15 protein-coding genes and 1 riboswitch are annotated in these 14027 nt (G+C 71.9%); of the genes, 7 read left to right on the plus strand and 8 right to left on the minus strand.

Translation table 11 applies throughout. The features are described 5' to 3' along the window. Positions 1-75: 75 nt before the first annotated feature. From ACQHII_RS34850 to thiO, 3 genes are all read right to left on the minus strand, one after another. Positions 76-879 (minus strand): thiazole synthase, encoded by an 804-nt coding sequence (locus ACQHII_RS34850; RefSeq protein WP_427922996.1) that lies wholly within the window; start codon positions 877-879, stop codon positions 76-78. Positions 880-882: 3 nt separating this feature from the next. Beyond that, positions 883-1083, minus strand: a complete 201-nt coding sequence (gene thiS / locus ACQHII_RS34855; RefSeq protein ID WP_427922997.1) for a sulfur carrier protein ThiS — start codon at positions 1081-1083, stop codon at positions 883-885. Further along, positions 1080-2243, minus strand: a complete 1164-nt coding sequence (gene thiO, locus ACQHII_RS34860) for a glycine oxidase ThiO (RefSeq protein WP_427922998.1) — start codon at positions 2241-2243, stop codon at positions 1080-1082. The genes thiS and thiO overlap by 4 nt, the downstream gene beginning before the upstream one ends. Continuing rightward, positions 2241-2352: riboswitch (TPP riboswitch) on the minus strand. (Overlaps the previous gene by 3 nt.) 52 nt (positions 2353-2404) lie before the next feature. On the opposite strand from thiO, the gene ACQHII_RS34865 reads away from it, so the two are divergent. The 6 genes from ACQHII_RS34865 to ACQHII_RS34890 all read left to right on the plus strand — a co-directional run bounded on the left by ACQHII_RS34865 (position 2405) and on the right by ACQHII_RS34890 (position 7322). Next, positions 2405-2755 (plus strand): hypothetical protein, encoded by a 351-nt coding sequence (locus ACQHII_RS34865; RefSeq protein ID WP_427922999.1) that lies wholly within the window; start codon positions 2405-2407, stop codon positions 2753-2755. Between the two features lie 32 nt (positions 2756-2787). Continuing rightward, positions 2788-4017 (plus strand): NAD(P)/FAD-dependent oxidoreductase, encoded by a 1230-nt coding sequence (locus tag ACQHII_RS34870; protein WP_427923000.1) that lies wholly within the window; start codon positions 2788-2790, stop codon positions 4015-4017. A gap of 64 nt (positions 4018-4081) precedes the next feature. Continuing rightward, complete coding sequence (locus ACQHII_RS34875; protein WP_019067778.1) at positions 4082-4453, plus strand: Rv2175c family DNA-binding protein; 372 nt, start codon at positions 4082-4084, stop codon at positions 4451-4453. 117 nt (positions 4454-4570) lie between these two features. After that, complete coding sequence (gene thiE / locus ACQHII_RS34880; protein ID WP_427923001.1) at positions 4571-5227, plus strand: thiamine phosphate synthase; 657 nt, start codon at positions 4571-4573, stop codon at positions 5225-5227. 110 nt (positions 5228-5337) lie between these two features. Continuing rightward, positions 5338-6261 (plus strand): methylenetetrahydrofolate reductase [NAD(P)H], encoded by a 924-nt coding sequence (metF, locus tag ACQHII_RS34885; RefSeq protein ID WP_026178404.1) that lies wholly within the window; start codon positions 5338-5340, stop codon positions 6259-6261. Between the two features lie 56 nt (positions 6262-6317). Beyond that, positions 6318-7322 carry a hypothetical protein gene (locus tag ACQHII_RS34890; protein ID WP_427923002.1) on the plus strand — a complete coding sequence of 335 codons (1005 nt, stop codon included), beginning with the start codon at positions 6318-6320 and terminating at the stop codon, positions 7320-7322. Positions 7323-7325: 3 nt separating this feature from the next. Here the strand turns inward: ACQHII_RS34890 and ACQHII_RS34895 are convergent, their stop codons facing one another. The 5 genes from ACQHII_RS34895 to ACQHII_RS34915 all read right to left on the minus strand — a co-directional run bounded on the left by ACQHII_RS34895 (position 7326) and on the right by ACQHII_RS34915 (position 13315). Further along, the gene (locus ACQHII_RS34895; protein WP_427923003.1) at positions 7326-8837 is read right to left on the minus strand and encodes a phytoene desaturase family protein; all 1512 of its coding nucleotides are present in this window, start codon (positions 8835-8837) and stop codon (positions 7326-7328) included. Between the two features lie 45 nt (positions 8838-8882). Further along, entirely contained in the window at positions 8883-9509 is a 627-nt protein-coding gene (locus ACQHII_RS34900; RefSeq protein ID WP_427923004.1) for a DUF4126 domain-containing protein, read from the minus strand. A gap of 365 nt (positions 9510-9874) precedes the next feature. Then, positions 9875-10504, minus strand: a complete 630-nt coding sequence (locus ACQHII_RS34905) for a TetR/AcrR family transcriptional regulator (protein WP_427923005.1) — start codon at positions 10502-10504, stop codon at positions 9875-9877. Positions 10505-10566: 62 nt separating this feature from the next. Beyond that, the gene (locus tag ACQHII_RS34910; RefSeq protein ID WP_427923006.1) at positions 10567-12651 is read right to left on the minus strand and encodes a YhgE/Pip family protein; all 2085 of its coding nucleotides are present in this window, start codon (positions 12649-12651) and stop codon (positions 10567-10569) included. Next, positions 12623-13315: an ATP-binding cassette domain-containing protein gene (locus ACQHII_RS34915; RefSeq protein WP_427923007.1), complete on the minus strand. Its 693-nt coding sequence runs from the start codon at positions 13313-13315 to the stop codon at positions 12623-12625. The genes ACQHII_RS34910 and ACQHII_RS34915 overlap by 29 nt, the downstream gene beginning before the upstream one ends. Positions 13316-13485: 170 nt before the next feature. Here ACQHII_RS34915 and ACQHII_RS34920 point away from each other — a divergent pair, with 170 nt between their 5' ends. Next, positions 13486-14025 (plus strand): SAV_6107 family HEPN domain-containing protein, encoded by a 540-nt coding sequence (locus ACQHII_RS34920; protein WP_427923008.1) that lies wholly within the window; start codon positions 13486-13488, stop codon positions 14023-14025. The last annotated feature ends 2 nt before the right edge of the window (positions 14026-14027 follow it).

Consider the following 14027-nt stretch of genomic DNA (forward strand, 5'->3'; position numbering starts at 1 on the left):
GCGCCCTCTTTTCGGCCAGTTTCGGGGCGGTACTGCAGCCGAGCTGTGACGGATCGCACGCTGTGGAGCGGGGGATCAGAAGGCAGGACGTTCCGGGTCCAACCGTGCCAGGCCCTCCGCAGGAGACGACGCCTCGGCGAAGTGCCTACGGGGGATACGCCCCGCCCGGAACGCCAGCCGCCCCGCCTCGACCGCGCTGCGCATCGCGGACGCCATCAGCACCGGTTCCTGCGCCCGTGTCACCGCCGAGGCGAGCATCACACCCGCGCATCCCAGCTCCATCGCGAACGCCGCGTCGGACGCCGTACCGGCCCCCGCGTCCAGAATCACCGGCACGCGCGCGTGCTCGGTGATCAGCTGGAAGTTGTGCGGATTGCGGATCCCGAGCCCGGAGCCGATCGGCGACCCCAGCGGCATGATCGCCGCACACCCGACGTCCTCCAGCTTCCGCGCGAGGACCGGATCGTCGTTCGTGTACGGCAGCACCGTGAAGCCGTCGTCGACCAGGGTCTCGGCGGCGTCCAGCAGTTCGATGGGATCGGGGAGCAGTGTGCGCTCGTCCGCGATCACCTCAAGTTTGACCAGTGCCGTCCCGAGCGCCTCCCGCGCCAGCCGCGCCGTCAGCACCGCCTCGCCCGCCGTGAAGCAGCCGGCGGTGTTGGGCAGCACCCGGATGCCGAGCCGCTCCAGGACGGACAGCACCGAACCGTGCACGGAAGCGTTCACGCGCCGCATCGCGACCGTCGTGAGCTCGGTTCCGGAGGCCACCAGGGCGCGCTCCAGGACGTCGAGGCTGGGCGCGCCCCCGGTGCCCATGATCAGCCGGGACGTGAAGGACGTAGCCCCGATGAAGAAGGGGCCGAAGGGGTCGTCGGCCATGGGTCAGCCTCCTTGGACGGCGGTCAGGACCTCGACGCGGTCCCCCTCGGAGAGGGAGGTCGAGGGCCACTCCGCGCGCGGGACGACGGTTTCGTTGAGGGCGGCGGCCACCCCGGCGGGCGACGGGGCCAGGGTGCGCACGAGGGTGTCGAGAGCCGTGCCGGGATCGATCACCCGGGGCTCCCCGTTGACGGAGACGTTCATACGGGCTGCTCCACCAGTGCTCCGGCGCCGAACCGCTTCGGCGTGAACGGGCGGGCCTCGTCCGGGAGTTCACCCGTGGCCAGCGCGTGCGCGAGGGCGTCGCCGGTGACTGGTGTGAGCAGTACGCCGTTGCGGTAGTGCCCGGTGGCCAGCAGCAGTCCCGGGAGTGCAGTCGGGCCGAGCAGTGGCGCGTTGTCGGGGGAGCCGGGGCGCAGTCCGGCCCGGGTCTCGGTGAGTGGCAGTTCGGTGATGCCGGGGACCAACTCGTGGGCGTCGCGCAGCAGTTCGTAGACCCCGCCGGCGGTCACCGCGGTGTCCCAGCCCAGTTCCTCGCTGGTGGCGCCGACGACCAGCTCGCCGTTCTCGCGCGGCACCAGGTAGACCTGGCTGCCGCGCACCACGGCCCGCACGGTCCGGCTCAGGAACGGCGCGTACCGCTCCGGCACGGTCAGCCGCAGCACCTGCCCCTTCACGGGCCGTACGGGCGGCAGGACGTCGTCGGGGACCCCGGCCAGCCGCCCGCTGAGGCTGCCGCCCGCGAGCACCACCTGGTCCGCGCCGAGCACATCCCCCTCGCGCGTGACGACCCCCGTGGCGCGGTCCTGGCCGACCGTGAGCCGCTCGGCCCACGTCCGGTGGAAGGCGACCCCGGCGCGCTCGCACGCGGCCACCAGCGCCCGCGTCAGCCGCCGCGGGTCGACCTGGTGGTCCCCGTCGACCCGGAGCCCCCCGCGCACCCCCGGCGCGAGCATCGGCTCCAGCCGCCGGCACTCGCGCCCGGACAGCCACTCGGAGTCCAGCCCCGAACGGTGCTGGAGGGCGTGCAGTTCACGGAGATGGGCGCGGTCGTCGGCGTCCAGGGCGACGGCGAGGGTGCCGCAGCGCCGGTAGCCGAGGTCCAGGCCGGTGAGGTCGGTCAGCTCGGCCGCGAAGTCCGGATAGCGCTGCGCCGAGGCCAGGTTGAGGGCCAGCAGGGTCTGTTCGCCGTAGTGCAGTTCCGTGACGGCGGCCAGCATCCCGGCGGCCACCTGCGCGGCCCCGCCGCCCGGCTCGGGGTCCACGACGGCGGTCGCGAACCCGCGTTGCGCGGCCCGCCAGGCCGTGACCAGGCCGATGATCCCGCCCCCGACCACGAGGACGTCTGACGTACGTGTAGGCATGGGCGTCCAGCCCCTCCCTTCGCCGGCATGACCCGGATCAGGTTCGTACGGTCGGAGGCCGCCAGCCTCCCTCTCAGCCCGGTGCGTCCGGACTCCCGCGAGTGCTTGTACGTTGGCCACCCTAGCCCGAGCCGTATGTCTCAGTAAGGGAGCCTCCGTCCATGGCCCGCTCGCTCGACGGTCTCGTCCTCGCCCCGGTCGCGGACCAGGCACCGGGCCAGGTCGGCACCTGCACCCGGTTCGAGTACCACGAGAAGGACGGCGAGATCTGGGCCGAGTACGCGGGCGGCGACGTCGTCCGCGGGCATCTCGTCGGCACGCGCGCGGGGGACCGGCTCGACTTCCGGTACGTACAGCTGAAGACGGACGGGACGACGTCCTCCGGGCACTGCGTGTCCGAAGTGGTCGAGTTGTCCGACGGCCGCGTCCGCCTCGACGAGACCTGGGAGTGGGAGTCGCAGCAGGGCAGCGGGACGAGTGTTGTGGAACAGGTCACTGAACGCGCCCCCTGACTGACGATTTGTCAGGTGTCTATGGTGATCGGATGAGCGAGCAGACACCGGGACAGGGCGCGGGAGCGGGACGGCGCGTGGTCGTCGTCGGCGCGGGCATGGCCGGGGTGCAGACCGCGGTCGCCCTGCGCGAACAGGGCTTCACCGGCACCGTCACCCTTCTCGGCGCCGAACCCCATCAGCCCTACGACCGGCCCCCGCTGTCCAAGGCGGTCCTGCTCGGCAAGGCCGAGGGCTCCGCCTTCGACGTCGACTTCGAGGCACTCGGCATCGAACTCCGGCTCGGCCGCGAGGTGGTGGGCCTGCGCCCCGTGGACCACGAACTGGACACCGCCGAGGGCCCGGTGCCGTACGACGTCCTCGTGCTGGCCACCGGGGCCGAACCGATCCAACTACCGGGCGCCGACGGCATCCCCGGGGTGCATCTGCTGCGCACCCTGGACGACGCCGAGCGGCTGCGGCCGGTGCTCGCGCGCCAGCACGACATCGTGGTCGTCGGCGCGGGCTGGATCGGAGCGGAGTTCGCCACGGCCGCGCGCGAGGCGGGCTGTGCGGTGACCGTCGTGGAGGCCGCCGACCGGCCGCTCGCGGGCGCGCTGCCCGCAGAGGTGGCCGCGCCCATGGCCGCCTGGTACGCGGACGCCGGAGCCGTGCTGCGCACGCACACGCGCGTGGAGCGCGTCGAACCCGGCGAGGTGGTCCTCGGCGACGGGACCCGGTTGCCCGCCGGCGCCGTCGTGGTGGGCATCGGCGCCCGCCCCGCCACCGGCTGGCTCGCGGACTCCGGCATCGAGCTGGGCGCCCACCGCGAGGTCGTGGCCGACGACCGGCTGCGCACCTCGGTGCCGGACGTGTACGCGGTCGGCGACTGCGCATCCTTCCCTTCGGGGAGGTACGGCGAGCGCCTTCTCGTCCACCACTGGGACAACGCCCTCCAGGGCCCGCGCACGGTCGCCGCGAACATCGTCGGCCAGACCCCGGCGGTCTACGACCCGGTGCCGTACTTCTGGTCCGAGCAGTTCGGCCGCTTCGTCCAGTACGTCGGCCATCACGCGTCCGCCGACACACTCCTGTGGCGCGGCGACCCGGCCACCCCGGCCTGGACCGTCTGCTGGCTGCGCGGAGACCGCCTGGTGGCCCTTCTCGCGGTCGGCCGACCCCGTGACCTGGCCCAGGGCCGCCGCCTCATCGAGTCGGGCACGCCGATGAATCCCGGACCGCTGGCGGACCCTTCCCTCCCGATGAAGGCCGCTATCGCCTAGTTCGTGACACCGAGTCGGACCGGCCCGGCTTCCGACTGTCAGTCCGGGATGGCACGCTGTTTACGTGACCGAGATTGACGCAAAGATCGATGCTCTCGTCCCCGCCTGGCTCACGCTGCCCGACATCGCAGAGATGCTCGATGTCGAGGTGACACGCGTGCGGCAGCTGGTCAAGGAGGGCCAAGTCATCGCCGTACGCCGTGGTGAGAACCGCGCGCTGCACGTCCCCGCCGCCTTCATCGACGGGGCCGAGCAGAAGGTCGTCAAGGGCCTCACCGGGACCCTGACGCTCCTGCGGGACGACGGCTTCTCCGACGAAGAGATGCTGGAATGGCTCTTCACCCCCGACCCCAGCCTGCCCGGCACCCCCGCGCAGGCCCTGAGCGAGAATCGCGGCACGGAGGTGAAGCGCCGCGCCCAGGCGCTCGCCGTCTGACCCGGACGACCGGCTGACCCGGACGACCGACCGGTGTACGGGCCCGCGGCGCGCCCGCCCGCGGCCCGTACACGGCACCACCGCGCACGACGACGAACGACAACGGGGGACACCGCCATGCCCGACACCGCAGCCGCCGTACGCGCGGAACTCGCCGACGCCCGGGTCTACCTCTGCACGGACGCCCGCAGGCGGCAGGGGGACCTCCCGGAGTTCCTGGACGCGGTCCTGGCCGGCGGGGTCGACATCGTGCAGCTGCGCGACAAGGGCATGGAGGCCGCCGAGGAGCTGGAGCACCTCCAGGTGTTCGCCGACGTCTGCGCCCGGCACGGCAGACTGCTCGCGGTCAACGACCGCGCGGACGTCGCCCACGCCGCCGACGCCGACGTACTGCACCTGGGACAGGGCGACCTCCCGGTCCCCGCGGCCCGCGCGATCCTCGGCGACGACGTCCTGATCGGCCGCTCCACGCACGCCGAGGCGGAGGCCGCCGCAGCCGCCGTCCAAGAGGGCGTGGACTACTTCTGCACGGGCCCGTGCTGGCCGACCCCCACCAAGCCCGGCCGCCATGCCCCGGGCCTCGACCTGGTCCGGTACACGGCCGCCCTGGGCACCGACCGCCCCTGGTTCGCCATCGGCGGCATCGACCTCGGCAACCTCGACGAGGTGCTTGAAGCGGGCGCCCGCCGGGTCGTCGTCGTACGGGCGATCACGGAGGCCGACGACCCGGGCGCGGCGGCGGCCGAGTTCGCCAAGCGGCTCCGGCAGCCCTGAGGACGGTCAGAGTGTCGGGCTGTTGTCCGGTGGGTGGACAACGGGGCGACAAATCAGGCAAATTTCCGGTTCCGGTTGGGGGACCGCCGTCCCCTGACTAACCTGCGGGTATGGCCTTCGGAATCGCATCCACCAGGACCGATCGCGCACGGACGGTGCGCGACATGCTCGCGACCGGCAAGAACACGTACTCGTTCGAGTTCTCCGCGCCGAAGACCCCCAAGGGTGAGCGAAGCCTGTGGAGCGCGCTGCGGAGGGTCGAGGCGGTCGCCCCCGACTTCGTCTCCGTGACCTACGGCGCCGGCGGTTCGACCCGCGCGGGCACCGTCAAGGAGACCGAGCAGATCGTCGCCGACACCACGCTCACCCCGGTCGCCCACCTCACCGCGGTCGACCACTCCGTCGCCGAACTGCGCAACATCATCGGCCAGTACGCCGATGCCGGGATCCGCAACATCCTCGCCGTGCGCGGCGACCCGCCCGGCGACCCCATGGCCGACTGGGTGGCGCATCCCCGGGGCCTGACGTACGCGGCCGAACTGGTCCGGCTCATCAAGGAGTCGGGCGATTTCTGCGTCGGCGTCGCCGCCTTCCCGGAACTGCACCCGCGCTCCCCGGACTGGGACACGGACGTGCGGCACTTCGTCGACAAGTGCCGGGCCGGCGCCGACTACGCCATCACCCAGATGTTCTTCCGCCCGGAGTCCTATCTTCGCCTGCGCGACCGGGTCGAGGCGGCAGGCTGTGCCACACCGGTCATCCCCGAGGTCATGCCGGTGACCAGCGTGCGGATGCTGGAACGGTTGCCGCAGCTCAGCAACGCCGTCATCCCGGACGCTCTGAAAGAGCGAATCCTCACAGCCAAAGACGATCCGGCGGCTGTACGCTCGATCGGGATCGACTTCGCCACGGAGTTCTGCGCCCGGCTGCTGGCCGAGGGAGTGCCCGGACTGCACTTCATCACGCTCAACAACTCCACGGCGACGCTGGAAATCTACGAGAACCTGGGCCTGCACCACCCACCGCGGGTCTAGACCGGCCGCCCGGACATACGACACACTGCGTAGCGGCCACTGGGAGAGGGGCGTACATGGGCTGGACGGTCCTCTACATCGCGTTCGGCATCGTCGCACTGTGGTTGCTCGGTGAGGTGCTGCTGCAGTACAAGGCGCGACTGCGCTGGCGACTGCTTGCCTTCGTCGGCTTCCTGGGCGTCGTGCTCGGCGTTCTCATGCCCTCCGTAGTCGTGATCGGACTGGGCGCGGTGGCCTTCGCCATCGGCCAGACCTACGTCACCCTGTCGTTCCGCCGCGGCTTCGAAGCCGGCTGGGCGGTCTCCGGCCGGCCCGGCGCCGGCGGCTTCATGCGCCGCGGCGGCGAACCGGACGAGCAGGACCCTGGCCTGGACGCCTCGGGCCTCGACTCGACCGGCTCCCAGCCCGCCTTCCAGGACTACGGCCAGAACAAGTCCGACTTCGGCGCGGACGACGACTACGACCGCGACGACGTCTTCACGCCGAACCGCCCGCTCGACCCCACGGCCGCCGAGACCACCTCGGTCTACGAGCCGCAGCCCCTGCCGGACGACACCGGTTCCTACGGCGTCTACAGCGCCACCGCCTACGCGAACGCCGCCGACCCGAACTACGCGGGCACGGACCAGGCCTACGCGGCAGCGGCGGCCGGCCAGCCCCAGGACCAGGCCTACGCGGCGGCCGACCAGCAGCAGTACGGCTACGACACCTACGCGGGCTACGACCAGCAGCAGTACGGCTACGACACGACCGGCCAGCAGCAGTACGCGGCCTACTCCGACCCGTACATCGGCACCCAGACCTACGGCGGCGCCACGTACGACACGGGCTACGACGGCCAGCAGCAGTATCCCCAACAGGGCTACACGCAGGACCAGTACGGCAACAACGGCTATGTGGGCGAGACCCCGGCCGGCGGGGTGTGGGTCCCGCAGCAGCGCAACGACGAGACCTACGGCGGCGAAGTCCCGGCGGACCAGCAGTACTACCAGGGCGACGGCCAGCAGCAACAGCAGCAGCCGCAGTCGGGCCCCGGCTACGACGAGCAGTACCGTTTCTGAAGCCTACTGAGACCCTCTGAACTGCGGTCCCTCCACGATCAGTCCGGCCACCAGCGCCCCCGACATGCCGGCGTGCGGCAGCCCGCCGCCGGGGTGCGACCAGCCGCCGACGCGGTAGAGACCGGGCAGGCGCGTGGTGTTCGCGGGGTGCAGGAAACGGCCCTGACCGGCGGCGAGCGACGGGGCGGGCACAGCACCGAAGTGGGCACCCGTCTCGTCCTCCGTGTGATCGGGTGTGCGCACCTCGTGCCAGACCAGGCGCTCCCGCAGGCCCGGTACGGCGGACTCGGCGGCCTTGAGGAGGAAGTCGGTGTAACGCGTGACCGTGCCCTCCTCTCCCCAACCGGCTTCGCTCGACAGCACGGCGGACACCACCGCGGACTCGTGCTCGCCGTCCGGCCGTAGCGCGGAGTCGTCGGGGCGCAGCACCGTCACGGTGGGGCAGCGGGGTTCGTCGCCGCCCGGGGAAGCCAGGAAGTCCAACTCGGCTTCACGGTCCGGCGCGTGGACGACCGTCCGGTGGACGGCTCCGGCCTCGCGCGGGCCGCGCAGGGCCAGCAGGAGCGTCAGGCGTGCGGGCCTGGGCGAGACCCGGTCGGCGCGCACGTCACCGTCCTCGTCCAGTGGATGTTCGGTCAGGGCCCACAGGCGCACCGGGTCCACATCCGCCACGACATGATCCGCGTCGACCACGGTGCCGTCGCCCAACTCCACCCCCGCCGCCCGCCCGTCCTTCTCCAGGACCCGGGCGACCTCGGCCCCGAAGACGAACTCGACCTTCCGCACCAGACACCGCTCGTACACCGCACGCGCCAACTCCCGCATGCCGCCCCGCACATACCAGGTGCCGAAGGCGTGCTCCATGTACGGCAGCACGGCCGCGCTCGCCGGAGCGGACCGGGGATGGAGGCCGTACGCGAGGGCGTGGCTCTCCAGGAGGGCCGTCAGGCGGTCGTCGCGCAGTTCCCAGGCGCCGATCTCGGCGAGGGTGCTCGCCCGGCGGGTGCGCAGCAGCTTCTTGTGCGGAACCGCCGGATAGGGCTCCTGCGCGGCCAGTACCGACCAGTTGGGCCACAGCGGCTCCTCCAGGAGAGGCCTGCGGGTGCGGTCCCAGGCCTCGCGGGCCCGGATCAGGAAGTCGCCCCAGCGCTGCCCCGCGCCGCCGCCCAGGGCCTCGTCCAGGGCCGTGACGACGCCCGCGCGGGAGGCGTTCGGCAGCGACACCTCCGTGCCGTCCGCGAAGACGTGCCGCGAGGACGGGTCGACCTGGACCAGCTCGACCAGGTCCTCCAGCGGCTGCTTACCGGTCTTGATGAACAGGTCGCGGTAGACCGCGGGCACGGGCAGCAGCCCGGGGCCGGTGTCGAAGGAGAAGCCGTCCCGCTCGAAGCGGCGCACCGCACCGCCGTACGTCTCCGTACGCTCGTACACCGCCACCCGGTGGCCCGCGACGGCCAGCCGGGCAGCGGCCGCCATCGCGCCCATGCCGGCGCCGATCACCGCAATCCGTGCCATGCCCGCGACTTTATCGGCCGCCACTGACAGCCCGGTCACGGACCGTCACCAGGGCGGCCGGTCCGGTGGCCCTCCCACCTGCGAGGCCAGCCGTTTCTCCTCCCGGAGCTGGGCCCGGCGGCGCAGGAACCGGCGGATCCGCGAGACCAGGAAGAACAGGACCGTCAGCCCGGCCGCCAGCAGCACGGCCGCGATGATCGCCGCCGCCTGCGGATGGAACATCGCGAACGAGACGATCCCGCCGACCCCGAGGTCCTCCGCGAGACTCACCACGATGTTGCTGAACGGCTCCGGCGAGGTGTTGATCGCCATTCGCGTCCCGGCCTTGACCGTGTGGCTGGCCAGCGCCGTCGAACCGCCGATCAGCCCCGCCGCCACATCGTTCAACGATCCGCTGTGTCCGGCGAGCACCGCGCCGACCCACGCCCCGGCGGCCGGCCGGATCAGGGTGTGCACTGAGTCCCACACGGAGTCGACGTAGGGGATCTTGTCGGCGACCGCCTCGCACAGGAACAGCACGGCCGCTGTGACGAGGACCTCAGGGCGTTGCAGCGACTCGGGGACGGCGTCGCTCACCCCGGTCGCGCCGAAGACACCGAGCAGCAGCACCACCGCGTAGGCGTTGATGCCGCTGGCCCAGCCGCTGGTGAAGACCAGGGGGAGTACGGACACGGGGGCGATAGTAACCACTCGGCAACAGGGCGTCCTGGGCCTGAGTGCGTACGGCTGAGTATGCGTACCTAGGGAGTGAGATGAGTACGCGCGCGGATGGGGTGCGACCTGCGCGAACGAGAGAGTGGGGACACGGAAAGGGGCGCGGCTCCGGCACCGCCGACACGGGGCGGCGGAACGGGGCCCGCGCCCTTGGCCGCTCCTTCCGCCGGAACGTCGGCGGAAGCGAGGCACGGGGGAACCCAGGGGGACTGACCGACGGGGGTTCCAACAGGGGGAACGTACGGGGAAGCACAAGGGAGCGCCGGTTCGGGGTGGCCCGCGGGGGACGCGGCCACAACGGACCGGCGCTTCTGTGCGTGCGCTCAGTGCCCCCCGCTGACCCGCCCCTGGAGCAGCCGGGACAACGCCGAGTGGACGTCGTCCAGGGAGCGCTCCGGCTGGAACGACTGCCAGTCCAGGGCGGCCACCAGAACCATCCCGACCAGCGCGGCGGCCGTGAGCCGGACATCGATCTCGGGGCTGAACTCGCCGTTCGCCACGCCCGCGTGCAGCACGTCCTCGATGGCCGCGTTCACCTGCTGGCGCACCACCATGAGCGTGGACTGCCAGGCGCGGTTGGTGCGGTAGAGCTCGGCCACGTAGAGCTGCGTGAAGGACGGGTAGCGGGCGATGAAACCGAGGCCCGCGCGGATCATCGCGTCCAGGGCGTCCACCTTGCTGCCGCCGTCCCGCGCGGTCTGCTCGGCGGCCTCTCTCAGAGAGGCGGTGAGGAGGCCCACGCCGTGCCGCAACAGCTCCTCGAAGAGGACGGACTTGCTGGCGAAGTTGTAGTAGACGGTGCCCTTCGCGACCCCGGCACGCTCGGCGATCTCGTCCACCGTGGTGGCCGAGAAGCCCTGTTCGGCGATGAGGGTGACGGCCGCCTCGTAGAGCTTCTGCCGGGTGGCCTCGCGGCGCGTGCTGCCGCCCGACGGGGTGCTGCTGCTTTCCATGGGCCTGATTGTCACAGGCCCGGCTCCGGCGGTGGGCACGGGTGCCGAGGTCCTGGGCGAGGTCACAGGCTCAGCTCCGGGTGCAGCCGGTCCAGTGTCCACACCTGGCGACGCCGCGCGGACAGCGCGGTCAGCGCGAGCGCGCCCGCGGTGAAGGCTACGAGCACCACGCACGCGTGCCACACGGGTGCAAGGCCGCCGCCCGTGATGAGCCTCCGTAGGGCCTCGACTACGTAACTCATCGGCAGGAAGGGATGGATCGCGTTGAAGAAGCCCGGGCTGGTCTGCACCGGATAGGTGCCGCCCGCCGACGTCAACTGGAGCATCAGCAGGGCGAGTACGAGGATCCGGCCCGCCGCCCCGAAGCGTGCGTTCAGCCACTGCACGATCGCCGCGAAGCACGCCGACACCAGGAACAGGAAGCCGACCGTGCCGGCCGCGTGCGCCATCTCCAGACCGATCGCCCAGTGCAGTACGGCCATCAGGGCCGCCGTCTGGAGCACCCCGACCGCCACCACCGGCAGCCAGCCCGCGAGCGCGATCCGCCGGGCCGGGGCGCCGGCGGCGAGTGCCCGTCGGTTCATGGGCGTGATCAGCATGTACGCCACCATCGCGCCCACCCACAGGGACAGCGGGATGAAGTACGGGGCGAATCCGGTGCCGTAGTTGGGCGCCTTGTGCAGGTCCTGGGAGGCCAGTCGGACCGGGTCGGCCATGACTCCGGTGCGCTGCTCGCGGTCCTGCTTGTCGTAGTCGGGGATCCGGGCCGCGCCGTCGTGCAGTCCGCCGGCGAGCTTCCCGGAGCCGTCGACGAGCTTGTAGAGGCCGCCGCTGAGGTCCACGGCGCCGGTCTTCAGCCTGCCGACCCCGGTGTCCAGGGCGGTCGCGCCGGTCTTGGCCGTGCCGAGCCCGGTGTGCAGGGTCTTGGCGCCCGCGGCGACCTTCCCGGCGCCGTCGTTCAGCTTGTTGATCCTGGCCACCGCGTCGTCGAGGTCCTCGGAGAGGTGCGGTGCGCGGTCGGCGAGCGCCTGGGCCTGGGTCTGGAGGGTGCGCAGGTTCGTGTCGAGCTTCTTCAGGTCGCCGTTCTGGTCCGCCACCAGGCTGTTGACGTCGTCGGCGACCTTGGCCACGTCGGAGGCGGCCTGCGCGGCCTTCTTGAGGTCGGGGCAGGCGGCGTCGTCCAGGACGGCGGTTTCGCAGCGCGCCCTGTAGACGTCGTCCAGGGTGTCCGAGGCCGAGTGCGCTCCCTCGGCGGCTACCGGGGCGGCCTTCACCAGGGTCCCGAGGTTCGCGCGGATCGTCCTCGCCGAGTCGGCGACCAACTGGGCCGTGTCCCCGATGGTCTTCTCGTTGTCCTTCAGGAAGGGCCCCACCTTGTCGGCGACCCCGTTGACCGTGTCCGCGAGGGTCTGCGTCCCGGCCGCCACCTGCTTCGAACCGTCCTCCAGGCCGCCCGCACCGGTGTCGAGCTTCTCCAGCCCCTTGGAGAGCTTCCCGCTGCCCTTCTTGGCGTCCTTCAGACCGTCGGCGAGATCCTTGGAGCCCGCCTCGGCCGTCCCGATCCCGCCCTTGAGCCGGTCGGCGCCGTCGGCCGCCTTCACGGTCTGCCCGTGGATGTCGGAGAACGACACGAAGATCCGGTCCAGGAAGGTCCGCGAGGCCTTGGTGGACGCGGCCGAGCGCACCTCGCTGAACACGGTCCGGGAGATCTGCCCGACGATGTAGTTGTTCGCGTCGTTCGTGCGCACCTGGAGCGCGCCCGTCTCGGGGGAGTCGCCCGCACTGGAGGCGATGCGCCTACTGAAGTCGGCCGGCATGGTCAACGACAGGTAGTACGTGCCGTCCTCGACGCCCTTCCGCGCGGTGGCCGCGCTCACCTCGTGCCACTCGAAGGTCCTGCTGTCGAGCAGCCCTTCGGTGATGGAGTCGCCGGCGGCGAGCTTCTTCCCGTCGGCGGTGACGCCCTTGTCGTCGTTGACGAGCGCCACGGGGATGCGGTCCAGGCGGCCGTACGGGTCCCAGAAGGACCACAGGTACAGGGCGCCGTACAGCAGCGGCAGCAGCAGGAGGGCGACGAGCGCTGCGCGCGGCAGCTTGCCCCTGCCGAAGCGCCGTAGCTCAAGCGCGGCCAGTCCGGGCGCGTGCATCGGCCTTCTCCGTCCACTCGGTGGACACTGCCACGACAGTCGTTCCGGAATCCGCGAGTGACCTCAACAGGTCCCAGATCTCCGCCCGTTCGGTATCCGAGAGCTTGAGATCGACATCGTCCACACCGAGCAGCGCCGGCCGCCCGATCAGCGCCAGCGCGATGGACAGCCGCAACTCCTGCGGCCGTTCCAGATCCCGTACGGCGGTCCGTGAGCCCTTGGGCAGGGCGTCGAGGTCGAGACCGGAGGCGGTCAGCGCCCGCTCGATCCGCTGCCCCGCCTCGGCCGCCCGCTCGGTCCGCGGCCGCAGCAACGCGCGCACAGAGTCCCCGAACCGCCTTTGCAGCGCGGCCCGTTCACGCAGGTGCTCGCCGACGGTCAGCGCCGGATCGAGGTCGGTGACCCCGGCGACATTGGCCAGCGCGCCGACCCGCCGTACGGCCGCAGACTGCTTCGGCAGCGTCGACCCGCCCACGCGGGCGGTCCCTTCGGACGCCTTCATCCGCCCGGTGAGCGCGAGCAGCAGGCTCGTACGCCCGGACCCCGACGGCCCCTCGACGGCGATCAGCGACCCGGGCCCGGCGTCCAGGGAGATCCCCCGGAACGCCCAGCCGCGCGGCCCCTTGACCCCCAAGTCCTCGGCCGTGACACCGACCCCACCCACGGTTCCCCATCCCCTGTTGCCGAACTCTTTTGAACTGACTGGTCAGTGCAAAAACTAACGCGAACCTTCGATCGAAGCAAAAGCGCAGGTCAGAACGGATTGTCAGTGCCATACCCCACGATGGGCACATACGGCATCAGTGCCGTCACACAGACGACAGGAGGTTCGTCATGGCCAACTCGTCCGCAGCCGCCGCCCGTCGGCGCCGCGCCCCCGGCCCTGCCCCCTCACTGACCGGCCCGGCGAGCGACGTACACCCCGTGCTCCGCCGGGCCACGGCCCCGCCCGCCGCCCTCGACCTCCTCGCCCAGGCCCGCGCCGGACTGGACGAGGCGGCCGTCCTCGAAACGCCGAACGAGCGTTACGCGACGGCCCACCTCGCCGCCCTGCGCACCGCCGCCGCGGTCCTCGCCGCGCGGGTCCAGCCGGAGCCCACGGGCCGGCGCCGGGCCCGCATCCGCAGCGCCTGGGAAGTACTCCCCGAGATAGCACCCGAACTGACCGAGTGGAGCGCCCTGTTCGCCTCCGGTGCCCGGCGCCGCGCCCGGGCCGAGGCGGGCATCCAGGGCGCGGCGACCCGCCGGGACGCCGACGACCTCATACGCGACGTGGCGATGTTCCTGCGCCTGGTGGAGCGGATGCTCGTCCTCCAGCCGGTCCTGCCCCAGCCACGCCAGGACCCGGAGCGGCCGGGGGACCGCGCCGGCTGAGC

It is taken from the genome of Streptomyces sp. cg40 (genome assembly GCF_050320165.1).
GTDB lineage: Bacteria > Actinomycetota > Actinomycetes > Streptomycetales > Streptomycetaceae > Streptomyces > Streptomyces hokutonensis.

Coding starts and splice junctions, on each gene's coding strand:
- ACQHII_RS34850 (WP_427922996.1), bottom strand. CDS start 879: ATGGCCGACGACCCCTTCGGCCCCTTCTTCATCGGGGCTACGTCCTTC.
- thiS (WP_427922997.1), bottom strand. CDS start 1,083: ATGAACGTCTCCGTCAACGGGGAGCCCCGGGTGATCGATCCCGGCACG.
- thiO (WP_427922998.1), bottom strand. CDS start 2,243: ATGCCTACACGTACGTCAGACGTCCTCGTGGTCGGGGGCGGGATCATC.
- ACQHII_RS34865 (WP_427922999.1), top strand. CDS start 2,405: ATGGCCCGCTCGCTCGACGGTCTCGTCCTCGCCCCGGTCGCGGACCAG.
- ACQHII_RS34870 (WP_427923000.1), top strand. CDS start 2,788: ATGAGCGAGCAGACACCGGGACAGGGCGCGGGAGCGGGACGGCGCGTG.
- thiE (WP_427923001.1), top strand. CDS start 4,571: ATGCCCGACACCGCAGCCGCCGTACGCGCGGAACTCGCCGACGCCCGG.
- metF (WP_026178404.1), top strand. CDS start 5,338: ATGGCCTTCGGAATCGCATCCACCAGGACCGATCGCGCACGGACGGTG.
- ACQHII_RS34890 (WP_427923002.1), top strand. CDS start 6,318: ATGGGCTGGACGGTCCTCTACATCGCGTTCGGCATCGTCGCACTGTGG.
- ACQHII_RS34895 (WP_427923003.1), bottom strand. CDS start 8,837: ATGGCACGGATTGCGGTGATCGGCGCCGGCATGGGCGCGATGGCGGCC.
- ACQHII_RS34905 (WP_427923005.1), bottom strand. CDS start 10,504: ATGGAAAGCAGCAGCACCCCGTCGGGCGGCAGCACGCGCCGCGAGGCC.
- ACQHII_RS34910 (WP_427923006.1), bottom strand. CDS start 12,651: ATGCACGCGCCCGGACTGGCCGCGCTTGAGCTACGGCGCTTCGGCAGG.
- ACQHII_RS34920 (WP_427923008.1), top strand. CDS start 13,486: ATGGCCAACTCGTCCGCAGCCGCCGCCCGTCGGCGCCGCGCCCCCGGC.